The organism is Pontibacillus litoralis JSM 072002, from assembly GCF_000775615.1.
Classification (GTDB): Bacteria; Bacillota; Bacilli; order Bacillales; family BH030062; genus Pontibacillus; species Pontibacillus litoralis.
Genome location: NZ_AVPG01000009.1, coordinates 89,866 through 112,260, shown reverse-complemented (window position 1 = coordinate 112,260; position 22,395 = coordinate 89,866). Strand labels below are relative to the sequence as shown.

Below are 22,395 nucleotides of genomic sequence, written 5' to 3'. Positions count from 1 at the left end.
GATTGATAAAGGGCAACAAGAAACAGTAACTTTAACTGCGGAAAACATGATTTCCACTGCCCAAGTAGCGCTTACCAAAGTTGATGCAGACAACAACGAAATGACACTTGAAGGTGCTGTGTTCAACATTGTAAATGAAAAAGGCAACATCGTTCACGAAGGGCTTACTACCGATGAAGACGGACTTATCAAGGCAGACCTTAAGCCTGGTCAGTACGCTTTCGTTGAAACAAAAGCTCCGTTCGGTTATGAACTAGATAACACACCTATCGAATTTACGATTGATAAGGGTATGTCAGAAGCGCTTTCGCTGACATTTGAAAACAAAATAGGAACAGACGAAGTAGAAAATCCATCTGATGATCAAGATTCTGAATCAACAATTACAGATTCCAACGATGATCATCACGACAATGATTATGAAAACAACAATCAATCAAATCCGAATACAGAATTACCTAATACCGCAACCAATATGTTTAACTGGTTGTTGCTAGGTTCCATTATTCTCGTTATTGGATTTGGCTTATTTTACTTCTCCAAACGTCGAATAGATTAATTGCAGACATGAAAAGACACCAAAATTTTGGTGTCTTTTCTACATTCTATATTACATTACGCTGATTTTTGTGAGGATGATTGTTTACGAAAGGAGCTATTTGCTACAAAGCTTTTCTCTAACCGATATCCAAATACAGCTGCAATAATGGATAATACTATATCCTTAGGTAGAGGGACTAACATCCAAGCCCATGCCACAGAATAAGAAAAGTTTCCCGGCGCCTCAAACCAAAATATATAAGCCATATACAGCCAATTCGTTCCAAACACATAATTAATTACAAGCCCCGTTAATGCGGCAACAATATACATCGGTAATGTACGTTTCCGTTCAACTATCTTCCCTACTACATAGGCTACTAAAATAAATGATAGAATAAATCCAAATGTAGGGGAAATTAGTTGTGACGGTCCCCCACTAAATTGAGCAAAAATACGTGCTCCTGCTAATCCTAAAGCCATATATACTGTCAATGTAAATGCCCCTAATCTACTTCCTAAAAGTAAACCAGCTAATATAGCAAAAAACGTTTGCAATGTTATCGGCACTCCACCTATTTCCATAAATGGAGCAATCGCAGTAATATTAGCCCCTACTGCCATTAACGCAACAAACATCCCTCCTAACGTAATATCTAACGCTGATATTCTCTTGTTCATGCTCATTTCCCCCTCTTTCACTTTAATGTTAACCTATAATTTTATAGTTAACAATTTGTTTTTATTGTAACATATTTGATCCTCTTTCTGCATCATTCGTTTTTTAATAAGAAGATTACTATTTTTGTTGAATAATAACCTTCTCTTTTCCATATTTCCCTGAAGGCTTGTCCCTAATTTAAAAATACGTTTAGCACATATGACAGTGCTAAACAAATGATTTATAAGAATAATTTATTTACTCTATTTCAATTCTCTTCCCTCTTCGTTTTGGAAATGTAATGCTTAACACCCCATCTTGATACGTAGCACGCATTTCTCGCTTCGATATATTTGCCGGTAAAGAAATCGTTCTTTCTCGAAACGATCTCATTTCCTTCGTTTGTCCTGTCGTATCATTCGATGCTTTTTCGTGGTGGTCAATCATCATTCTGAGTGAGTCTTCTACTAGTTCTAAATGAATTTCTTCTTTCGATACGCCTGGTAAAGCTGTCTCAATTACATAATCTGTTTTCGTTTCATATTGTTTCAATTGAATACCATCGCTAAACGCATCCGCAAATAATTGATCCATAGCTCGAAAGATAGAGTTTCCTCTCGTTACATCAAATAAATCATCAAACAAACTTCGATTTTTCTTTGAATCATGTGTTGACATTAATCCTCTCTCCTCTCATGTTGTTGACTTATCCTCAATGTATGTCATGGGTCATTTCATTGTTTGGGTACATAGCCTAATGCCCTTACTTTTTTTCTTTTTTTTCTTTAATGAGAGCAATATGTAGTCATCTCGCGTATGTAAGCGTTTCCTAAAGGGATTCATTTTCTTAATTATCTGAAAAAATAAATAATATCCTATTGACCGTTTTCCAAAAGGGGCTTATGATAGTTCTCAATCAAACAAATGAATGCAAACACCTACCATACATTCATTTGCAACAATTTGATTTCGGCCCTTTTTAATCCTTCAAGGGCCCCTATTTTAATTAAGTATAAACGAGGAAGATAAATGAGGAAGAAAGGAGTGCATGTATGAGTAGTCAATGGATTTATTTAAACGGCCAGTTTGTAACGAAAGATGAAGCTGTTGTATCTGTATATGATCATGGCTTTCTATATGGCGATGGGGTGTTTGAAGGCATTCGAGCATATAGTGGGAATGTATTTCGATTAGATCAACACCTTACCCGCATGTATGAATCTGCACAATCAATTATGCTACACATCCCACACACAAAGGAGGAAATGCAGCAAATTATTGTTGATACGATTCAGCACAATCAATTGGATAATGCTTATATTCGGGTTATTGTTTCTAGAGGAGCTGGCAATCTTGGCTTAGATCCTGCAAGCTGCTCAAAGCCACGCGTTGTCGTGATTGCTGAAGCACTCGCTCTCTATCCACAAGAACTATATGAACGTGGTTTAAAGCTCGGTTCTGTTTCCACACGACGAAATCGACCGGATGTGTTAAGCCCACAAGTTAAATCACTTAACTATTTAAATAATATTTTGGTAAAGCTAGAAGCCAATCAAGCTGGTGTCGACGAAGCATTAATGTTAAACGATCAAGGATATGTAACCGAAGGATCGGCGGACAATATCTTCATAGTGAAAAATGGCGTCATTTATACACCTCCTGTTTACCTAGGAGCATTAGAAGGAATCACCCGCAACGCGATTATCGATTTAGCGAAAGACCATGGTTTCGAAGTGAAAGAACAGCCATTTACTCGTCATGATGTTTATGTGGCAGATGAAGTATTTTTAACAGGAACAGCAGCAGAAGTCATTGCGGCAGTTGAAGTAGACCAGCGAACCATAGGCGATGGGAAACCTGGAGCTGTAACGAACGAATTACTTGATTCATTCCGTAATTTAGTAACGAAAGATGGCGTGCAATGTTATCCAGAAAAACGTGGCGCTGAAGTGAGCTAGAACAACGTCAATATTTGAACTCTATGACGGGAGTAAAGGTTTAAGATACTGTATTCACAGAGAGCCGGGGTTGCTGGAAGCCCGGAAATACACCTTAATCCGACATCATCCCTGAGTGTTAGGCTGAACGATTCGTTTAGTAGGCCTAGCCAGGTGTCACTAAACACCTGTTATCAAAAGAGACCCCATCTCTTTTCGTGGGCCGTCTCATAAGGTAGTATTCGAATGAATGCTATAAACTAGGGTGGTACCGCGAAAAGCCAAGACTTTCTCGCCCCTATTCAACCGCTTCTCTTTGTGGAGTGGTTTTATAAGGGAGAGAAATCTTGGTATTTTTTTCGGCGATTTCCCTTTACAAAAGTCTGATTTTTCAATTTATTAATTATTGATTGGTACGTTTCGACCATTGTGGAACGAAAACTATACACTTTACGAAAAAAGAATTGGAGGGTTTGAGTTGAAGGTAGAAACAAAGGCGGACGCTATTCAAGATGCAGAGCAGTCCCACAAAAAAACCGGTGCTGACCTATTTGTGGAAGCATTGGTACAAGAAAATGTCGATACTCTGTTTGGATATCCAGGTGGCGCTGTCTTACCAATTTATGATGCCATTTATCGATCCGAAAAGGCGTTTGAACACATTTTAACGCGCCATGAACAAGGAGCGATTCATGCAGCAGAAGGATACGCTCGTGTATCTGGTAAGCCAGGTGTTGTCCTTGCCACATCTGGTCCAGGCGCTACGAACTTAGTTACCGGGATAACAGATGCGATGATGGATTCTTTACCGCTCGTTATTTTTACAGGCCAAGTAGCCACAACCGTCATTGGAACAGATGCTTTTCAAGAAGCAGATGTAATGGGCATTACGACCGCGATTACAAAGCACAATTATCAAGTTCGATCCATTGAGGATTTACCGCGCATCGTTAGAGAAGCCTTTCACATTGCTTCAACCGGTCGGCCTGGTCCTGTGTTAGTTGATATACCGAAGAACATTTCTTCCGCACCTTGTGAGGATAACTACAAATCAACCTTTTATTTGCCTGGTTATCAACCAAACTTAAAACCGAATCCACTACAAATAAAAAAGCTAAAAGAAGCATTAAAAGAAGCTAAAAAACCAGTGCTATTAAGTGGAGCAGGAGTCATTCATGCGCAAGCTTCCGATCTATTACAATCATTCGCGAAGAAGCACGGTATCCCTGTTACGAATACATTGCTTGGTCTTGGAAGTTACCCAGGAGATGATGAGTTATTTCTAGGAATGGCTGGCATGCACGGAACTTATGCAGCAAATATGGCGCTGCATGAATGTGACTTTCTCATCAACATTGGCTCACGCTTCGATGACCGCTTAACTGGGAAAATTGAACACTTTGCACCGAATGCTACCGTTGCACATGTTGATATTGATCCAGCTGAAATTGGAAAAAACATCAATACACACATTCCCATCGTGGCAGATGCCAAAGAAGTGTTAAAAGCATTTGAAAATCAAGAAGTCAACGCCCAGCATCATGGAGACTGGCTTCGACAGTTACAACAATACAAACAAGAATACCCACTTTGGTACAACAAACCAAAAGAAAAGTTGATTCCCCAATGGTTAATGAAACAAATTCAAACCATTACAAAAGGGGACGCTATCATTACAACAGACGTTGGCCAACATCAAATGTGGGCAGCCCAATATTTCACATTTAGTCAACCGAATCGTTGGGTCACATCAGGTGGACTTGGAACTATGGGCTTTGGCTTCCCTGCTGCTATCGGCGCCTATATCGCGAACCCAAACAAACGCGTTGTAGCCATTGTCGGAGATGGTGGCTTTCAAATGACGATGCAAGAGCTTTCCCTACTTCAAGAAAAAAGGTACCCGATCAAAGTGATTATCGTCAATAATGAAGCACTCGGAATGGTGCGACAATGGCAAGAAACGTTTTATAACAAGCGCTATTCTGAATCCTTATTACACACACAACCTAATTTTGTTAAATTGTCCGAAAGCTACAATGTAAAAGCAATCCGTATCGATACGCAACAGCATTTAGAAAACGTTTTGCCAGATGTTTTTGCAGATGATCATCCTTACGTGTTGGATTGTCGCGTACTGCAACAAGAAAATGTTTACCCGATGATTGCCCCAGGCAAAGGAATACATGAAATGATTGGGGTGAAACCATGAGACGAATTATAACTGCTACGGTACAAAATCGAAGTGGTGTTTTAAATCGAATTACTGGCTTACTTCAGCGTCGCCAGTTCAACATTGAAAGTATCTCTGTCGGTCGAACCGAAACGGAAGGCATATCAAAGATGACGTTTGTTGTGGAAGTAGAAGATCATCGTAAACTCGAACAATTAACGAAGCAGCTTCATAAGCAAGTCGACGTGTTAAAGGTTTCAGACATTACCGATAAAGCCATTGTTGCGAGAGAACTTGTGCTTGTGAAGATAGGTTGTAATTCGCAACAACGCGCAGAATTAAACGGAATTATTGAACCATTTCGCGCTCATATTATCGACGTCAGTAAAGATAGTATTACCGTTCAAGCAACAGGAAAATCCGAAAAGATAGAAGCCATTATTGAATTGCTTAAACCATATGGCATTAAAGAAATTGCTCGAACCGGGTTAACAGCTTTCCAACGAGGACAACAGCCTCAAGTAACAGAGTTTCACCACTATTCTTTAATTCAATAATAATCGAAAGGATGATGGAAAATGGCAAACGTTCTTTATCACAACGATATTCAAGATGAGGTATTAAAACAAAAGAGAATCGCAGTTATCGGCTATGGTTCTCAAGGTCATGCACATGCTCAAAATTTAAAAGAAAGTGGTTATGATGTCGTTGTTGGTGTACGTGCAGGGAAATCTTGGAGTAAAGCAGAGCAAGATGGCATGACAGTAAAAAGTGTGGCAGAAGCAGTAGCTCACGCTGATGTTGTGATGGTGCTTCTGCCAGATGAGCATCAACCTAGCGTGTATCAACATGAAATCAAACCGAATCTAGAACCTGGTAATGCATTAGCTTTTGCTCATGGATTTAACGTACATTTCAATCAAGTGGTACCCCCGCAAGATGTGGACGTTTTCCTCGTAGCACCTAAAGGACCTGGACACCTAGTACGACGCACTTTTACAGAAGGCGCTGGAGTTCCAGCACTTTACGGGGTATTTAAAGACTATACAGGCGAAGCCGCATCTATCGCGAAAGCCTACGCTAAAGGGATCGGATCTGGTCGTGCTGGAGTGCTTGAGACGTCCTTTCAAGAAGAAACTGAAACAGACCTTTTTGGAGAGCAAGCTGTTCTATGCGGTGGACTTTCTAGCCTTGTCAAAGCTGGATTTGAAACATTAACAGAGGCGGGTTATCAACCAGAAGTAGCTTACTTTGAATGTTTACACGAGCTAAAACTTATCGTCGATTTGATGTATGAAGGTGGACTAGAGAATATGCGTTATTCCATCTCAGATACTGCTCAATGGGGAGATTTCGTATCTGGTAAGCGCATTGTTGATGCAAGTACGAAAGAGCGAATGAAAGAAGTGCTTGCCGACATTCAATCAGGTACATTTGCGAAAGGATGGATTCTTGAAAACCAAGCAAATCGTCCAGAATTTACAGCTATTAACGCCCAAGAAAGCAAGCATCCTATTGAACAAGTAGGTAGGGAACTTCGCCAACTAATGCCGTTCGTTCAGGAATCAGAGAAAGCAAAATCTGAAAAGGAAGTGGTCCCAGGTGGCACGCATTAAAGTCTTTGACACGACACTTCGTGATGGTGAACAGTCGCCAGGGGTGAACTTGAATCAATTGGAGAAAATCGAGATTGCGAAACAATTGGAGCGCTTTGGTGTAGACCGGATGGAGGCAGGATTCCCTGCTTCTTCCCAAAGCGAGTTTGAATCAGTAAAAGCCATCGCAAAAACGATTCAAAACGCATCCGTAACAGGATTAGCACGAGCCAAAAAATCCGATATTGATTGTGCATGGGAAGCATTACAATATGCAAAAGAGCCACGTTTGCATATCTTTCTCGCCACTTCCCCTATTCATATGCAACACAAATTACAAATGTCTCCGGAGAAAGTAATCGAAACAGCTTGTGACATGGTCGCTTACGCAAAGGAAAAATTTCAACAAATTGAATTTTCTGCTGAAGATGCTTCGCGATCCGATTTAGCCTTTCTTGCAGAAATTACCGAAAAGGTCATTGACGCTGGTGCAACAGTCATTAATTTACCTGATACGGTCGGCTACACGACTCCAGCAGAATATGGAGCTCTATTCCGTTATATGAAGGAAAACGTGCCGAACATCCATCAAGTATCCTTGTCCGCCCATTGTCATGATGATTTAGGCATGGCGGTTGCTAATACGATCGCCGCTATCGAAAATGGTGCCACGCAAATAGAAGGTACGATTAACGGCATCGGCGAACGGGCTGGTAATGCTAGTTTAGAAGAAATTGCAGTAGCCCTTACAATCCGCAACAACGTCTATCCTTATCATACGAACCTTGTTCTAAATGAGATTAAACGGACGAGTGACCTTGTAAGTAAACTAACCGGGATGGTCGTGCCAGCGAATAAAGCCGTTATTGGGAAGAACGCATTTGCCCATGAATCAGGCATACATCAAGATGGAATGCTTAAAAACGCGTCCACCTATGAAATTATCACTCCTGAAATGGTTGGCATTCATGAAAGCGATCTTGTACTAGGTAAACATTCTGGTAAACACGCATTCTCTAATCATGTACAATCACTTGGCTACACCCTTTCAGAAGAAAAATTAACAGAAGCATTCCAAGCGTTCAAAAGCTTAACAGATTGTAAGAAAGAAATTACTGATGAAGATTTGTTTACGCTATTGACAGATGTACAAACCGTTTCGACTCGTGCACCGAAATATACTTTACAATCCTTTCAAGTACAATACGGTTCAACAAATATCCCAACAGCAACTATTGCGATGAAAAACCCTAACGGTGAATACCTTGAAATGGCTGGTACCGGAAAAGGAAGTGTAGAAGCGATTTACAATACACTCGAAGCTTTAATGCATGAAGACATACAACTTGAAGATTATCGCATTAACTCCGTCGGTGCCGGACGAGATGCTCTCGCAGAAGTACACATACGTCTAAAAGTAAACGGCTACACCATGAACGGTCGTGGATCAGCTCAAGACGTGTTAGAAGCATCCGCACATGCTTTTATTAATAGCGTGAATCGAGTGTTCATGCAACCAAATCTTAAACAAAAACAACACGCCCAAATGTAAAGGAGGAAAATAACATGAAAAAACAAATCATATTGCTCCCTGGTGACGGAATTGGTCATGAAGTCGTTCAATCTGCTAAACAAGTGCTTGAGGCTGTAACAGAACGATTCAACCATTCATTTACATTCCATACGCACGATATTGGAGGTTGTGCTATTGATCAACACGGCACTCCCCTCCCCCACGATACGCTCCAAGCATGTCAAGAAGCGGATGCTATTTTGTTAGGCGCTGTTGGTGGGCCGAAATGGGACCATAACCCTTCCCATCTCCGCCCTGAAAAAGGACTGCTAGGTATTCGCAAAGCGTTAGGCTTATTTGCAAACCTACGCCCAATAAAAGGCTTCCCTCAATTGCTTCACGCCTCCCCGCTGAAACGAGAAGTAATAGAAGGTAGTGACTTGCTTATTATTCGTGAGCTGACGAGCGGACTATATTTCGGAACACCAAGTGAAAGAAGCCAGAACGATAAATCTGTTGTTGATACGTTGTATTATGAGCGCGACGAAATAGAACGAATTGTAGATACTGCTTTTCAAAGCGCAAGGCGACGCCGGAAGCATCTTACTTCTGTTGATAAAGCGAACGTACTAGAATCTAGTAAACTATGGCGGGAAGTCGTTGAACAAAAGAAGACCGAGTATCCTGACGTAATCGTAACACACGAACTCGTTGATGCAGCAGCGATGAAGCTAATTACGAACCCTACACAATTTGACGTCATCGTTACCGAGAACATGTTTGGAGATATTCTAAGTGATGAAGCCTCTGTCCTAACTGGATCCCTTGGCATGCTTCCTTCTGCAAGTACAAGAGCAGATGGACTCGGGCTTTATGAACCAGTACACGGCTCAGCACCTGATATTACTGGAAAAGGTGTCGCTAACCCTCTTGCAATGATTCTATCTTCCGCAATGATGCTTCGCCATTCATTTGATATGGAAGAGGAAGCGAACGTTATTGAAGAAGCAGTACGACAAGTGCTAGCTGATGGTTATCACACAGCTGATTTAAACGTTACAGGTGGTACTATTGTCAACACAAAACAAATGACGCAACACGTAATTGAACACGTTACCTCTAAAGATGCAACGAGAAGCATTATGAGATGTTACGCCTAAATGGGAGGAATCCCCTCCCCCCTTTAACAGATTGAAAGGAGTAAGCAAATGAGCCAACCAAAAACGATTGTCGAAAAAATTTGGCATAATCATGTCGTTACGGAAGAACACGGGAAACCTGACCTTATCTATATTGATTTGCACCTTGTTCATGAGGTTACATCACCACAAGCTTTTGAAGCGCTACGTAGCAAAAATCGCTTTGTGCGCCGTCCTGAACTAACCTTTGCTACGATGGATCATAACGTACCGACGAAAAACCGGCAAGAAGTGAGAGATGAAGTATCCAAGAAGCAAATGGAAACTTTACAAGAAAATTGCCAACAATTTGGGATTGAATTAGCAGACATTAACCACCCTGACCAAGGCATCGTTCACGTCATTGGTCCTGAATTAGGTCTTACGCAGCCTGGTAAAACGATTGTGTGTGGTGATAGTCATACATCGACACACGGGGCGTTTGGTGCATTAGCATTCGGCATTGGTACAAGTGAAGTGGAACACGTTTTATCTACGCAAACGTTATGGCAAGCGAAACCAAAAACATTAAACGTCCAAGTTAATGGAAATTTACCAGTGGGCGTAACAGCAAAGGATTTAATACTAGCTATAATCGGGAAATACGGCGTACGTTTTGGAACTGGTTATGTGATTGAATATACAGGTGATGCGATCCGCTCCCTTTCCATGGAAGAAAGAATGACGGTGTGCAATATGTCGATTGAGGCAGGAGCGCGTGCTGGCTTAATTAGCCCTGATGAAACCACTTTTGCCTACTTAAGAGGGAAACGACATGCCCCTCAAGGTGAATGCTTTGAGTCTGCCGTTAGAAAGTGGAAATCCCTTGCAACAGATGAAGGAGCGAAATACGACGCAACAGTTGAAATCGACGCTTCAGAAATTGAACCGCAAGTGACATGGGGTACTAATCCAGCCATGTGTTTACCAATAAGTGCCCATGTTCCAGATCCAAAGCAAGCACTAAACCAAAATGAACAACAAGAAATCCAACACGCGTTAGCATACATGGACCTGCAACCGAACCAAGCAATTACTTCGATTGACATTGATCACGTCTTTATCGGATCTTGCACGAACTCACGACTCTCTGATTTACAAAAAGCAGCCAAAATCATTGAAGGCAAACAAGTACACCCTTCTGTTTCTGCCATAATCGTTCCAGGGTCATTATCAGTGAAATTACAAGCAGAATCAGAAGGTCTTGATCAAATCTTTAAAGAAGCAGGCTTTGAATGGAGAGAAGCTGGTTGCAGCATGTGCCTTGCAATGAACGATGATATCATCCCGCCAGGTGGACGTTGCGCTTCTACATCTAACCGGAACTTTGAAGGGCGCCAAGGAACAGATGCCCGCACCCATTTAGTAAGTCCAGAAATGGCAGCAGCGGCAGCAGTAGAGGGGCGTTTCATTGATGTCCGTCATTTCGTCAAGCAACCTGTTTAATCAAAGGAGGTTTTATTCATATGGAAGCGATTCGACACCATACAGGCAAAGTCTATCCACTTAATCGAACGAACGTTGATACAGACCAAATTATACCGAAACAATTTCTCAAACGAATCGAGCGCAAAGGATTCGGGCAATTTCTATTTTACAACTGGCGTTTTCATCAAGATGGTAGCAAGAAAGATTCCTTTAACTTACACAACGATAAATATATAGGGGCATCTATCTTAGTAGCCGGTGATAACTTCGGCTGTGGTTCTTCACGAGAACATGCACCGTGGGCTATCGAAGATTACGGATTTAAAGTTATCATTGCCTCAAGCTTTGCTGATATTTTTTACAATAATTGTGTAAAAAACGGCATTCTACCTATTCAATTGCCAGCAGAACAAGTAGAACACATCATGCAGCAAGCAGAGCAAACGACGTACCAATTACACGTGGACTTAGCTACCCAACGACTATATGACGATGATGATTGGCGCATTTCCTTTGAAGTAAACGACTATCATAAGCAAATGCTCATGAACGGCTGGGACGAGATTGCCGTTACATTAACATATGAAGACAAAATAACAAGTTATGAAAACCAAACGCTAGGAGTGTGAAGACATTGGGAATTGCTTAACTGGAACGAAAATTACAGATGCCGTGGATCACTTACAATCGGTGATACATGAAACACCACTAACAACATCAACATTTATCAATGAACAAACGAGGAAAAGCGTCTACTTTAAGATGGAAAACCAACAAAAAACTGGAGCCTTTAAAATACGAGGCGCTAGCTATAAAATATCACAATTAACTAAACAGCAATTACAAAATGGTGTTATTACCGCTTCTGCTGGTAACCATGCTCAAGGTGTTGCTCTTGCTGCAGCTAAACGTGGCGGCGCAGCAACCATTTACATGCCAGAACGAACACCAGAAGCAAAGGTTTCCGCCACCAAAGCATACGGTGCTACTATTGTAAAAACGGGAGGATCTTTTCAAGAAGCATACGAAGCAGCTCGAGCAGAACAAGCCACGACTAACAAAATGTTTATCCACCCATTTGATGATATTGACGTCATGGCTGGTCAGGGGACAATAGCAATCGAAATGCTTGAACAAAACCCCAATTTACAAACCATTCTCGTACCAATTGGAGGCGGCGGACTTATTAGTGGCATCGCCTTTGCAGCAAAATGGCGAAAACCAAGCATCCAAATCATTGGCGTACAAGCAGAACGAGCAAGTGCAACCTACAACCGTTTTTATGGAATCAACCAAAAATCATTACAGCAAGTTGACACCATTGCAGATGGCATCGCTGTAAAGCAACCAGGCATCGCAACGTTCCCTTACATCCAACGCTATGTGGATACAATCATTACGGTAACCGAAACCGATATCGCGAACGCCATGTTGTATATGCTCGAACGTCACAAAAGCCTTGTTGAAGGTGCAGGCGCAACAGCCTTGGCTGGACTTTTGGCTCATCACCGGCACATAAACACACACAACATCGGTATTGTCATTAGCGGCGGCAACATGGACGTGTCCAAACTCCCAATGATTCAACAATTAAAGGAGCAACCAAAAATCATTCAATACGCATAAAGAAAACAGGCTCGTTCTTTGAACAGCCTGCTTTCTTTGCTATTTTCAGTATTAAATTACAAAATCTCGAATTCCGCGCATCAATACCAACGGATCCATATTATAAATTATTCGTTAGCGGCTTCTTCTACCATTTGTTTTAAATCTTCAAAGGATTCGCCTTTAAATACTTTTCCGTTTACGACCATTGTTGGTGTGGACATGACGCTTAAGTCTTTCGCAAGTTGTATGTCGCTTGCAATAATTTCATCTGATGATTCTTCATACGCTGTCATGACTTGTTCTACTTTTTCTTGATCGTCAACAACAGTAGTTAATGTATCTTGTAAAAATTCATCTGTATAAGGAGTTTGTTCTAGTTCGTCATGATTAGGCTGGCGACTATACAGCTCATCATGAAACTCCCAAAACGTTTCATTGCCCAGTTCTTGGTAGACAACTTCTGCAAATGTTGCTGATTTCGTTGAATCGTTATTTATTACTGGGAAATGCATGAAATATAATTTTGCTTGGCCTGAATCGATTAGTTCTTGTTGGATCTCAGGAATTGCACCTTCGTTGAAATTTTTACATGCTGGACATAAGTAGTCACCAAATTCTATAATGCTTACTGGTGCTTCCTCATCCCCTATATATGGTTGATTTTCGTAATCAATTGTCACTGCTTCCTCCGTATTTGTATCATTTCCGGACATTTTGTTATCTAACACAACCATAATGATTGCTCCAGCGACGACAACGGCAATCATCCAATAAATCCATGCATTGCTTCCTTTTTGTTGTTTTGAAGCCATGAAATCACCCTTTTTCCTCTATATTGTCATAACTTTTATGAGTTGTAACGTATTTATTATAAGTACAGTTTTTTTCTATCGTCAAGCATCAGCACTTCTCGTAAATAAGTTAACATGAGTTGAACACCACTTTATGAACAATGGAGGCGAATAGATGATTGAGAATCCTTCTTTTTATAACCAGAGTGAGCATCATATGACGATGGAAGACGTGCGCAATCAGATTCGGACGTTTGTGCAACAGGATCCTGCCGCTTCATATCGGCTGTCGATAGGAACGGATTCCCACGTACATCGTGTATACACGCGCTTCATTACAGCAATTCATATTCATCGCATTGGCAAAGGGGCTTGGGGCTGTTTACGTAATCACACCGTTCGTCGTCCTGTGCAAAGTCTTCGGGAAAAAATTTCAACAGAAACATGGCTAAGTCAAGAAATTGCCTTTTACTTTACACCAGACTATTTAGAAGAATTAGCATGTATTATCCAACCTTTCGAGGAAAAAGGTGCTTCATTCACGTTTGAAATTCATTTGGATATAGGCCACAAAGGGATTACACGCCATTTAATAACCGAAATGACGCAACGCACCCGCCAAATGGGAATTGAAGTGAAAATTAAACCAGACGCTTACGCCGCTTCTAGTTATGCGAACCGTTATACGAAATAACCCTATAATATAGTTGCCACACACCTAAAATACGCATATTATAAACGTAGAGGCATTTATTACAATAGTAGGGGGGTTACTCATCTTGAAACAGAAACTTCAAAATAGTATTTTAGGCATACTCTTTATTGTCATTGGCTCTATACTTTTATTAGAAAACTTCGGATTTATTCATTACGGTTTTATCTCTTGGCCAATCACATTACTTCTTACGTCACTTGGCTTTCATATAGCATTTTTCCTAACCGGGAAACGACCAGAAAATGCAGGTTTACTCGTTCCAGGTGGCATTTTGCTTATACTTAGCATTTATTTCTATATTGATATATTAACAAACTATCAATACACAACCTATACGTGGCCTACCATCATTCTAGCCCCTGCTTTTGGATTATTTGAATTATGGTATTTTGGTGGACGCAATAAAGGACTTTGGGTTCCGATTAGCGTTTTAACGATTGTTGCTGCGCTCTTTTATGCGCAAGCTTTCTTGGCAATTTTACTAGAACTTTGGCCAATCGCTCTAATCGCTGTCGGTATTTATTTCATTTTTGGAAAAAAGCAACATAAACAATAATAAACGAACGCCCTTTCTCCTTTTCTCTCTAGGAAAGGGCTTATTTTTTGTGCTTAAGCCTTCCTTAATAGGGTAAAGTAAACTATGTAACCTATTCACTTTTACAATAAAATGGGCTATGATTACAATGGTTATTCTTTTAAAAGGAGGTTCTTATGGATATTTTCGCTATACTTGCTATACTAGGACTTATCATTAACATTTTAATGGGAATCGCTATTATCTTTCTTGAACGTAAACAAGCTAGTACTACTTGGGCTTGGTTGATGGTTCTCTTCTTTATCCCTATATTCGGATTTATTCTATACTTGTTATTCGGCCAAAACCTAAGCAGAAGAAAAATATTTCAGTTATCATCTGAAGCGGAAAACTTCTTTAAAGCGTTAAAGAAAAAACAAACAGAAATGCTGCAATTACATAAAGAGACAGAATTTGAATACCAGGATCTTATGTATATGAACCTTGTCAATAATGAATCGATTCTTACATTAGATAATGAGGTTGAACTATTTATTGATGGGCATGAAAAAATGGATGATTTAATCCAATCCATTGAAGAAGCCAATTATTTTATTCATATTCAATATTATATTGTACAAAATGATGCTACTGGTAAAAGGTTGATTGAAGCATTAACTCGTAAAGCTCATGAAGGTGTCGAAGTGCGCTTCCTCTATGATGAAATGGGGTCGCGAGGGTTAAGACGTTCAACGCTAAAGCCATTGATTGATGCCGGTGGACATGTGGCAGCGTTTTTTCCTTCACGGATACCCTATATCAATTTACGATTAAACTATCGTAATCACCGGAAAATCGTTGTCATTGATGGAGAGATTGGCTTTGTTGGAGGATTTAATATTGGTGACGAATACCTCGGATTAGATCATAAATTCGGTTACTGGAGAGATACACATTTCAAAGTTCACGGGAGCTCGGTATACGCATTAGAAACACGTTTTTATTTGGACTGGAACCATGCATCACGCAATAAATTACAACCTTCTCCTAAGTACTTTCCTGAGATGGATCCACACGGAAATTCTGGTATGCAAATTATTACGAGTGGACCCGATTCAGAATGGCAACAAATTAAAAATGCTTATATTAAATTAATATTATCCGCAAAAGAAAGCATTTATATTCAAACGCCTTATTTCATTCCAGACGACAGCTTAATGGATGCGATAAACATTGCTTCCTTAAGCGGTGTCGATGTCCGCATCATGATTCCAAATAAGCCAGATCATCCTTTTGTTTATTGGGCCACCTACTCACACATCGGTCAACTTATCGACTCCGGTGTCCGCAGCTACACGTATGAGAATGGTTTCCTGCATGCAAAAACACTCGTCGTGGATGGAAAAGTCGCTTCTGTTGGCACGGCTAACATTGATGTGAGAAGTTTCAAATTGAATTTTGAAGTAAATGCGATTGTATATGATCACGAGGTTGCGCAATCATTGCACCAAGTATTTGAGCAAGACTTAGAAGATTGTCAAGAAATAACAAAAGAAGTGTATAAAAACCGATCAACGTTAATCAAATTAAAAGAATCCATTTCCCGTTTGTTATCTCCTATTTTATAAAATATCAATAAAAAGGTTCACCACCTCTTTTGTGTGAACCTTTTTTTGATGAACGGAACTCTTTTTTTCGCGGGCATGAGCGAATTCCTCCGCACGAGAGCGAATTCCTTCCGTACACGAGCGACTTTACTACGTACGAGAGCGAATTCCTCCGCACGCGAGCGAATTCCTTCCGTACACGAGCGACTTTACTACGTACGAGAGCGACTTTACTCCGTACGCGAGCGACTTTACTCCGTACGCGAGCGAATTCCTCCGTACGCGAGCGAATTCCTCCGTACGCGAGCGACTTTACTACGTATACGAGCGACTTTACTCCGCACGCGAGCGAATTCCTCCGTACACGAGCGACTGTCCTCCGCACGCGAGCGAATTCCTTCCGTACGCGAGCGACTTTACTACGTACGCGAGCGAATTCCTCCGTACGCGAGCGAATTCCTCCGTACGCGAGCGACTTTACTACGTATACGAGCGACTTTACTCCGCACGCGAGCGAATTCCTCCGTACACGAGCGACTGTCCTCCGCACGCGAGCGAATTCCTTCCGTACGCGAGCGACTTTACTACGTACGCGAGCGAATTCCTCCGTACGCGAGCGAATTCCTCCGTACGCGAGCGACTTTACTACGTATACGAGCGACTTTACTACGTATACGAGCGACTTCCTCCGTACACGAGCGAATTCCTCCGTACACGAGCGACTTTACTCCGCACGCGAGCGAATTCCTCCGTACGCGAGCGAATTTCCTCCGCACGCGAGCGACTTTATTCCGTACGCGAGCGAATTCTCTGCTCCGCAGAAAAAGAGACAAGGGATTAACCCCTTGTCTCTTTTTCCCATTTCCCGACTGGTCCTGCTTGGGCTAGTAGGTCGACAATGTGAACGGCTTCCATTTCACCGGTTGTACCTTCACGTTCAATTCCTAGCTTCATTTGTAGTAAACAGCCTGGGTTGGTTGTGACAACGTCTGATGCTTTTGTTGAGCAGACGTCTTCCATTTTCATGTCTAGTATTTTCATAGATTCATCGTATTGTAGCATGTTGTATGTTCCTGCTGATCCACAGCAAAATTCTGGTCGCTTTAATTCCTTTAATGTTAAACCTGGAATCTTGTTCAACAACTGCTTTGGTGGTTCGATAACTCCTTGAACGTTAGTCATATGACAAGATGGCTGATAGGTCACAGTTTTATGAACGGGTTTCGTATACTCAATTTGATCAAGTTCTACTAATATTTGTGTAATATCTTTTACCTTTGTCACGAATTTTTTCGCACGTTCATGCCATTCACTACCTTCTTCAAATAGGTGGTGGTATTCGATCAATCTTGCTCCACAGCCGCCCGCGTTGTTAATAATATAGTCGACTTGCTCTTCTTCAAATGCTTTTATATTTGCTTTCGCTAGCTCAATTGATTCATCGACTTTTCCTGAGTGTGCATGTAAAGCACCACAGCACGTTTGTTGTTTTGGTAAAATAACTTCTGCTCCACTTTTCACAAGTAAATGGATTGTATTTTTGTTCGTTTCAAAGAACATGCTATCCATAACACAACCGGTAAAGAACGCTATTTTCGCAGTTGCAGGGCGCTTACTAATGTAGCGATTAGCACGTTTCTTTCTTTCCTTAGGTGATGGTAAATCAGGAATCACCTTCTCAAAATGTTCCATATTTAATGGAGCAATTTTCGTTAAGTTAAGCTTTCTTGCTACTTTCTGTACGCCACTCTTTTGATACAGCCATGTAGCGTTTCCTAGTGTATCCATCCACCCTTTCGAGGGGAAGAAAGAATCGAATAAGAAATTTTCTACGCCTTTTTGTGGTTTCGATTTCTGTTTATTTTGTTCAACGACGTCTTTAGCCCCCTCTAAAATTTGTCCGTATTGCACGTTACTCGGACAAACAGTAGTACAAGCCATGCATCCTAAGCATTTCTCTATCGGGTCTTCTAATACGTCAATGTCTGCTTTTCCTTCTGCTACCATTTTGACCAAGTTGATGCGTCCGCGTGGTGAATGGGTTTCACGCTCCATTGTTTCAAACGTTGGACATACCGGTAAACAATACCCACACTGCACACAATCTATTGTTTTTTCATAGTTGATTTTTTGCTGTAATTCTTGTAAACTACTCATCACTTAACACCAGCTTCTGTCCTTTTTCAGGGAAAATCTTGCCTGGATTCATAATGTTGTTTGGATCCCAAGCATCTTTAATTCGCTTCATCATGTCTAAACCTACCTCCCCAAGTTCTAGCTCCATGAACGGGGATTTCATCGTTCCTATGCCATGTTCTCCTGAAAGCGTTCCTCCAAGATCAATAGCTGCTTGGAACATTTCCTCTACCGCCAATTCTACTCGTTTCATTTCCTCTTTATCACGCTTATCACATAATACGTTCGGGTGTAGATTTCCATCACCTGCATGACCGAATACAACAATCTCTACATTATGCTTTTGTTTAATTTCTAAAATACGGTCCATCATATCAGGAATTTTGCTTCGTGGCACGGTTGCGTCTTCTGATACGATGGTAGGCTTAATTTTTGCAATGGCTGGAGAAACTTGTTTTCTGGCATACCAAATTTTGTCCGCTTCTTCTTGCGTTTTTGGTAATATTGTATCTGTTGCACCAATCTCTTCCATGATTTTCTGTACTTGTTCTTTCTCTATAGCTAAAGCTTCTTTATGACCGTCTAACTCAATAATAACGATTGCTTCGGCATCAACTGGAAGGCCAGCAGGTTTAAAGTTTTCAACAGTACGAATACATGCTTGATCCATAAATTCCATCTTAGAAGGTAAAATGCCCGAAGTTAACGTTTTGGAAATTGCTTTACCTGCTGTACGCACATCATCAAAAACTGCCATGATAGTTTGAACGGCAGGAGGCTTCGGCATGAGTTTCAATGTAGCTTCTGTAATTACACCAAGTGCTCCTTCTGATCCAACGATTAATTTCGTTAGATCCATACCTGTTACGTTTTTAATCGTTCTTCCGCCTGTTCGAATAACTTCTCCTTCTGGTGTTATGAGCTCCAAACCAAGTACAAAGTCTTTCGTTACACCATATTTTAATCCACGTGGTCCACCTGAGTTTTCTGCTAAATTCCCGCCTATCGTAGACACTTTACTACTACTTGGATCTGGTGCATACATTAGACCGTGCTCCTCTGCTGCACTGTTAATGTTAGCGGTGATTGCACTCGGAGAAACCGTTACAATTAAGTCATCTGGGCTTACTTCAATCTTCTCTGGCCATTTAGACATATCCAATACAATCCCACCATGCACAGGCAAAGGCCCTCCACTTAAGCACGTACCTTGCCCTCTCGGATATACAGGCACGTTATGTTGATTAGCTACTTTAAGGACGTGAATGACATCTTCCTTGCTCTTCGCCTGAACAACTACTTCTGGTAAATACTCACCGAAAGATGCATCGAAGCTATAACTATATCGATCAGCTACCTCTGTTAAAATTTGTGTCTCTGAAATGTTTAATTGTAATGCTGAGATCCAATTCTCCATCTCCATCCTCCTCATTATTTTTCCATTGATCGTTTAAATTTCTTCATTGAGTTCAATAAATGGTGATACATCGTTTCCTTCGCTTGTTCTTCATCCCTCTTCTTAATCGCATCTAACACTTTTTCATGCTCTGCAAGGATTTGCGCACGGTTTTCTGCAAGTTTCATGTACTGCAATAACGAATAAAAAATAGCTTTCTCATATAAATGATTGATGCTATCCACCGTGCGAATAAGAATAGGATTGTGCGTTGCTTGTACAATAGCCGTATGATAAGCTATATCTTCTTTATGGCCGATTTGAGTATCTGTTTGTGACTGCTTCAATCGATCTAGCGCTGTTTCTAATAGTACGAGGTCTTCTTCCGTACGACGGCTAGCAGCTAACCTTGCTGCCTCTGACTCTAAAATAATTCGCGTCTCTAGCAAATTAAGCACTTCTTCCTCATCGACAAACTCCAATTGAATTTGCTCTAACATATTCGTTAATGAAACAGGCTGAATTACACTTCCCCCTCCTTGCTTCGGGACAGTTATTCCACTTGCTTCTAAAATGCTTAACGCTTCACGGACAGGTGTACGGCTAACGCCAAACAACTCCGTTAACTCCTTCTCCGTTGGCAATTTATCACCGGGCTTTAAATCTTGTTCTTGTATCATCTCTTTAATGCGATCGAATACTTGTAGTGAAACTTTTTTACGAACAATTTTCATCAAATACTATGGCCTCTTTTCTATTTGTAAGATCTTCTCTGTGTATAGTTTACACCACAAAAATTTGTATGACAATCATATAATATTATAATGGTGATAAAGAAGAATATCCTCAGTAAAGATAAATAAACTTGTATTTAATCTCCGAATGAATAGAAATGTTTAAAAAAGGAAAGATGGTCTCCTGTAGATCAAAAGGAGAACTAGTAAAATAACTTTCAAATCACGAATGTTACATAGAGAGGAGGTGCGAGTATGAATAAAATCCCGTGGCTCAGAGTCTTTACGTTCATTCTAACAGCTCTACCTTTAACTTATTAGTTAGATATACGCTAGTATTGATCATATATAGCAAAAAAAAGACAGCCAAATACGGCTGTCTTTTTTATTCAAACATTACCAACTATTACGCAGAATCTTTTTCCATCATAGATGGGGTACGTTTTGAAACGAGCCATCCTGTTTTCGCTGCGATTACAAAAAGTACGGCAGCTCCACCTAATAAAGCTAGTGAAAACGGAAAACCGAGACCTGTCATCATCATCATTGGTCCAAATGTAATAATTACTATTTCGACCGGTACCATTCCGACATATCCGAGTGCGTAATCGTCTAGAGTAGAACTTTCTTTTTTCGGATCTACAATGCGCAATAATGCGATTCCCATTGCAACTGTCCCTGTACTCCAGCCCCATCCAAAAATACCATTCTCAAACCAATGGTCATGGAATACTCGTGGAGCTATAAAACGGTAAATACAATAAGCCCAAATAACACCAAATACAAATAGGATAATTAAAGGCTCCGCATATGACATCACAACAGAAATATTAATGGACGCAATTCCGAAGGCTACAATTAAATCCGTAGCTGTTCCGCTAATACGATCTATCGTTCTTTTATCTACATATTCGTTTGCTTTTGTGATATTTAAAATTGTTTGTGCTAGTAATCCAACGACGAAGGATAAACTTAATAAAGGAATACTAATACTTGGGAAGATGGATTGAATCCATGATTGTAGGAAATAGCTTACCATCACTACCACAGCAATTATTGCCATGTGAAAAAATAGAGGATCTACAGTATTACTTGAAACAGTGTCGTCCCCAGTCGAGACACGCCTGCTCTTTGGCACTAAACCTGTTCTTAATTCGTTCGGCAATTCTTCAAAATCTGATATAAAATTCGCTTGGTTATTCTTGGTGCTTCTTTTAATAATTAACAATCCACCTAAAATAGAACAAACTAATCCTATTGTTGCAGAAGTATATCCAAGTGCTGTTGCATCTTCCCAACCTAAACCACTAAACGCTTCACCTACCGCTGCTGCCGTTCCATGTCCCCCAAGAAAACCGGCTCCTAAAACGAGACCAAATCCATTTGGAACATCCCATACAGCATTAATCAATAGTAATGTAAATAGCGCACCGCCACCCCACATAAGTAGCGTGAGTAACATGGAATAAACCCACATATTGCGAACTCTTCCAAAAGTTTTTTTCCAATTTACTTTAGCAGCTCCAATTGGTATTGCACCAAAAATAACAGCTATTAATATGGTTGGATAATAACTCATCATTTCGGAAAATGGCAACTTGTCCAATCCGTTCGGTCCAAATACTAAGCCTAGAATACCAGCTGTAATACTTGCTGGAATGAATAGTTTTTGAATCCCGGTGACTTTGGCTCGTAACATAACTCCAATTAATAACAACATTGAAATGAGCCCTAAATCAATTGCAAAATCCCATACCTGCAATAGAATCCCTCCTATATTTTTTTGCTTTTTTAACGCATGCTTTTATATAATACTACAAAAATAATCAACCCGTGATTTTTTTGTAAATTCAAATATTTTTACACACAAAA

20 protein-coding genes are annotated in these 22,395 nt (G+C 40.6%); 13 read left to right on the top strand and 7 right to left on the bottom strand.

Annotated elements, in window-relative coordinates; genetic code table 11:
• Window positions 1–559: SpaA isopeptide-forming pilin-related protein (locus tag N784_RS07840; protein ID WP_036833902.1), on the top strand; the 559-nt coding region annotated here is incomplete at its 5' end.
• A gap of 56 nt (window positions 560–615) precedes the next feature.
• Here N784_RS07840 and N784_RS07835 read toward each other — a convergent pair.
• Together N784_RS07835 and N784_RS07830 are read right to left on the bottom strand one after the other, a co-directional pair.
• On the bottom strand, window positions 616–1,221 hold the full coding sequence (locus tag N784_RS07835; RefSeq protein ID WP_036833898.1) for a biotin transporter BioY: 606 nt from the start codon (window positions 1,219–1,221) through the stop codon (window positions 616–618).
• A gap of 238 nt (window positions 1,222–1,459) precedes the next feature.
• Window positions 1,460–1,879, bottom strand: coding sequence for an Hsp20/alpha crystallin family protein (locus N784_RS07830; RefSeq protein ID WP_036833896.1), 420 nt, complete (start codon window positions 1,877–1,879; stop codon window positions 1,460–1,462).
• Window positions 1,880–2,253: 374 nt separating this feature from the next.
• On the opposite strand from N784_RS07830, the gene ilvE reads away from it, so the two are divergent.
• From ilvE to N784_RS07785, 9 genes are all read left to right on the top strand, one after another.
• Entirely contained in the window at window positions 2,254–3,159 is a 906-nt protein-coding gene (gene ilvE, locus N784_RS07825) for a branched-chain-amino-acid transaminase (protein WP_036833895.1), read from the top strand.
• A 457-nt stretch (window positions 3,160–3,616) separates the two neighbouring features.
• Window positions 3,617–5,347, top strand: a complete 1,731-nt coding sequence (gene ilvB / locus N784_RS07820) for a biosynthetic-type acetolactate synthase large subunit (protein ID WP_036833893.1) — start codon at window positions 3,617–3,619, stop codon at window positions 5,345–5,347.
• Window positions 5,344–5,865 (top strand): acetolactate synthase small subunit, encoded by a 522-nt coding sequence (ilvN, locus tag N784_RS07815; protein WP_036833891.1) that lies wholly within the window; start codon window positions 5,344–5,346, stop codon window positions 5,863–5,865. The genes ilvB and ilvN overlap by 4 nt, the downstream gene beginning before the upstream one ends.
• A 21-nt stretch (window positions 5,866–5,886) precedes the next feature.
• The gene (gene ilvC, locus N784_RS07810) at window positions 5,887–6,924 is read left to right on the top strand and encodes a ketol-acid reductoisomerase (protein WP_036833889.1); all 1,038 of its coding nucleotides are present in this window, start codon (window positions 5,887–5,889) and stop codon (window positions 6,922–6,924) included.
• A complete protein-coding gene (locus N784_RS07805; protein ID WP_036833887.1) occupies window positions 6,911–8,455 on the top strand; it encodes a 2-isopropylmalate synthase in 1,545 nt (514 codons plus the stop codon). The genes ilvC and N784_RS07805 overlap by 14 nt, the downstream gene beginning before the upstream one ends.
• A gap of 14 nt (window positions 8,456–8,469) precedes the next feature.
• Window positions 8,470–9,576 (top strand): 3-isopropylmalate dehydrogenase, encoded by a 1,107-nt coding sequence (gene leuB, locus N784_RS07800; RefSeq protein ID WP_036833886.1) that lies wholly within the window; start codon window positions 8,470–8,472, stop codon window positions 9,574–9,576.
• Between the two features lie 48 nt (window positions 9,577–9,624).
• Entirely contained in the window at window positions 9,625–11,040 is a 1,416-nt protein-coding gene (gene leuC / locus N784_RS07795) for a 3-isopropylmalate dehydratase large subunit (protein ID WP_036833885.1), read from the top strand.
• Between the two features lie 20 nt (window positions 11,041–11,060).
• Entirely contained in the window at window positions 11,061–11,651 is a 591-nt protein-coding gene (gene leuD / locus N784_RS07790; protein ID WP_036833884.1) for a 3-isopropylmalate dehydratase small subunit, read from the top strand.
• A gap of 43 nt (window positions 11,652–11,694) precedes the next feature.
• Window positions 11,695–12,648 (top strand): threonine ammonia-lyase, encoded by a 954-nt coding sequence (locus tag N784_RS07785; RefSeq protein ID WP_036833883.1) that lies wholly within the window; start codon window positions 11,695–11,697, stop codon window positions 12,646–12,648.
• A gap of 107 nt (window positions 12,649–12,755) precedes the next feature.
• Here N784_RS07785 and N784_RS07780 read toward each other — a convergent pair whose 3' ends face one another.
• Window positions 12,756–13,442 carry a DsbA family protein gene (locus tag N784_RS07780; protein ID WP_036833881.1) on the bottom strand — a complete coding sequence of 229 codons (687 nt, stop codon included), beginning with the start codon at window positions 13,440–13,442 and terminating at the stop codon, window positions 12,756–12,758.
• Between the two features lie 154 nt (window positions 13,443–13,596).
• On the opposite strand from N784_RS07780, the gene N784_RS07775 reads away from it, so the two are divergent.
• The 3 genes from N784_RS07775 (at window position 13,597) to cls (ending at window position 16,278) form a co-directional block, all read left to right on the top strand.
• Complete coding sequence (locus tag N784_RS07775) at window positions 13,597–14,115, top strand: ribonuclease H-like YkuK family protein (RefSeq protein WP_036833879.1); 519 nt, start codon at window positions 13,597–13,599, stop codon at window positions 14,113–14,115.
• An 85-nt stretch (window positions 14,116–14,200) separates the two neighbouring features.
• Window positions 14,201–14,692 carry a hypothetical protein gene (locus N784_RS07770; RefSeq protein ID WP_036833876.1) on the top strand — a complete coding sequence of 164 codons (492 nt, stop codon included), beginning with the start codon at window positions 14,201–14,203 and terminating at the stop codon, window positions 14,690–14,692.
• A gap of 155 nt (window positions 14,693–14,847) precedes the next feature.
• Window positions 14,848–16,278, top strand: a complete 1,431-nt coding sequence (gene cls, locus N784_RS07765) for a cardiolipin synthase (protein ID WP_036833874.1) — start codon at window positions 14,848–14,850, stop codon at window positions 16,276–16,278.
• Window positions 16,279–17,094: 816 nt separating this feature from the next.
• Here the strand turns inward: cls and N784_RS07760 are convergent.
• The 4 genes from N784_RS07760 to N784_RS07745 all read right to left on the bottom strand — a co-directional run bounded on the left by N784_RS07760 (window position 17,095) and on the right by N784_RS07745 (window position 22,285).
• Window positions 17,095–18,414, bottom strand: coding sequence for a (Fe-S)-binding protein (locus tag N784_RS07760; protein ID WP_036833873.1), 1,320 nt, complete (start codon window positions 18,412–18,414; stop codon window positions 17,095–17,097).
• A complete protein-coding gene (locus N784_RS07755; RefSeq protein ID WP_036833871.1) occupies window positions 18,407–19,810 on the bottom strand; it encodes an FAD-binding oxidoreductase in 1,404 nt (467 codons plus the stop codon). Before N784_RS07755 ends, N784_RS07760 begins: the two co-directional genes overlap by 8 nt.
• Window positions 19,811–19,824: 14 nt before the next feature.
• On the bottom strand, window positions 19,825–20,523 hold the full coding sequence (locus tag N784_RS07750; protein ID WP_036833924.1) for a FadR/GntR family transcriptional regulator: 699 nt from the start codon (window positions 20,521–20,523) through the stop codon (window positions 19,825–19,827).
• A gap of 406 nt (window positions 20,524–20,929) precedes the next feature.
• Window positions 20,930–22,285 carry a sodium/glutamate symporter gene (locus N784_RS07745; protein WP_036833870.1) on the bottom strand — a complete coding sequence of 452 codons (1,356 nt, stop codon included), beginning with the start codon at window positions 22,283–22,285 and terminating at the stop codon, window positions 20,930–20,932.
• Between the last annotated feature and the right edge of the window lie 110 nt (window positions 22,286–22,395).

What these genes read in the sequence shown, in the direction of transcription:
- N784_RS07775 (WP_036833879.1), top strand. Translation starts at nt 13,597, where the DNA reads ATGATTGAGAATCCTTCTTTTTATAACCAGAGTGAGCATCATATGACG.
- N784_RS07760 (WP_036833873.1), bottom strand. Translation starts at nt 18,414, where the DNA reads ATGAGTAGTTTACAAGAATTACAGCAAAAAATCAACTATGAAAAAACA.
- N784_RS07750 (WP_036833924.1), bottom strand. Translation starts at nt 20,523, where the DNA reads ATGAAAATTGTTCGTAAAAAAGTTTCACTACAAGTATTCGATCGCATT.
- N784_RS07835 (WP_036833898.1), bottom strand. Translation starts at nt 1,221, where the DNA reads ATGAACAAGAGAATATCAGCGTTAGATATTACGTTAGGAGGGATGTTT.
- leuC (WP_036833885.1), top strand. Translation starts at nt 9,625, where the DNA reads ATGAGCCAACCAAAAACGATTGTCGAAAAAATTTGGCATAATCATGTC.
- leuD (WP_036833884.1), top strand. Translation starts at nt 11,061, where the DNA reads ATGGAAGCGATTCGACACCATACAGGCAAAGTCTATCCACTTAATCGA.
- cls (WP_036833874.1), top strand. Translation starts at nt 14,848, where the DNA reads ATGGATATTTTCGCTATACTTGCTATACTAGGACTTATCATTAACATT.
- ilvC (WP_036833889.1), top strand. Translation starts at nt 5,887, where the DNA reads ATGGCAAACGTTCTTTATCACAACGATATTCAAGATGAGGTATTAAAA.
- N784_RS07830 (WP_036833896.1), bottom strand. Translation starts at nt 1,879, where the DNA reads ATGTCAACACATGATTCAAAGAAAAATCGAAGTTTGTTTGATGATTTA.
- leuB (WP_036833886.1), top strand. Translation starts at nt 8,470, where the DNA reads ATGAAAAAACAAATCATATTGCTCCCTGGTGACGGAATTGGTCATGAA.
- ilvN (WP_036833891.1), top strand. Translation starts at nt 5,344, where the DNA reads ATGAGACGAATTATAACTGCTACGGTACAAAATCGAAGTGGTGTTTTA.
- N784_RS07780 (WP_036833881.1), bottom strand. Translation starts at nt 13,442, where the DNA reads ATGGCTTCAAAACAACAAAAAGGAAGCAATGCATGGATTTATTGGATG.
- ilvE (WP_036833895.1), top strand. Translation starts at nt 2,254, where the DNA reads ATGAGTAGTCAATGGATTTATTTAAACGGCCAGTTTGTAACGAAAGAT.
- N784_RS07755 (WP_036833871.1), bottom strand. Translation starts at nt 19,810, where the DNA reads ATGGAGAATTGGATCTCAGCATTACAATTAAACATTTCAGAGACACAA.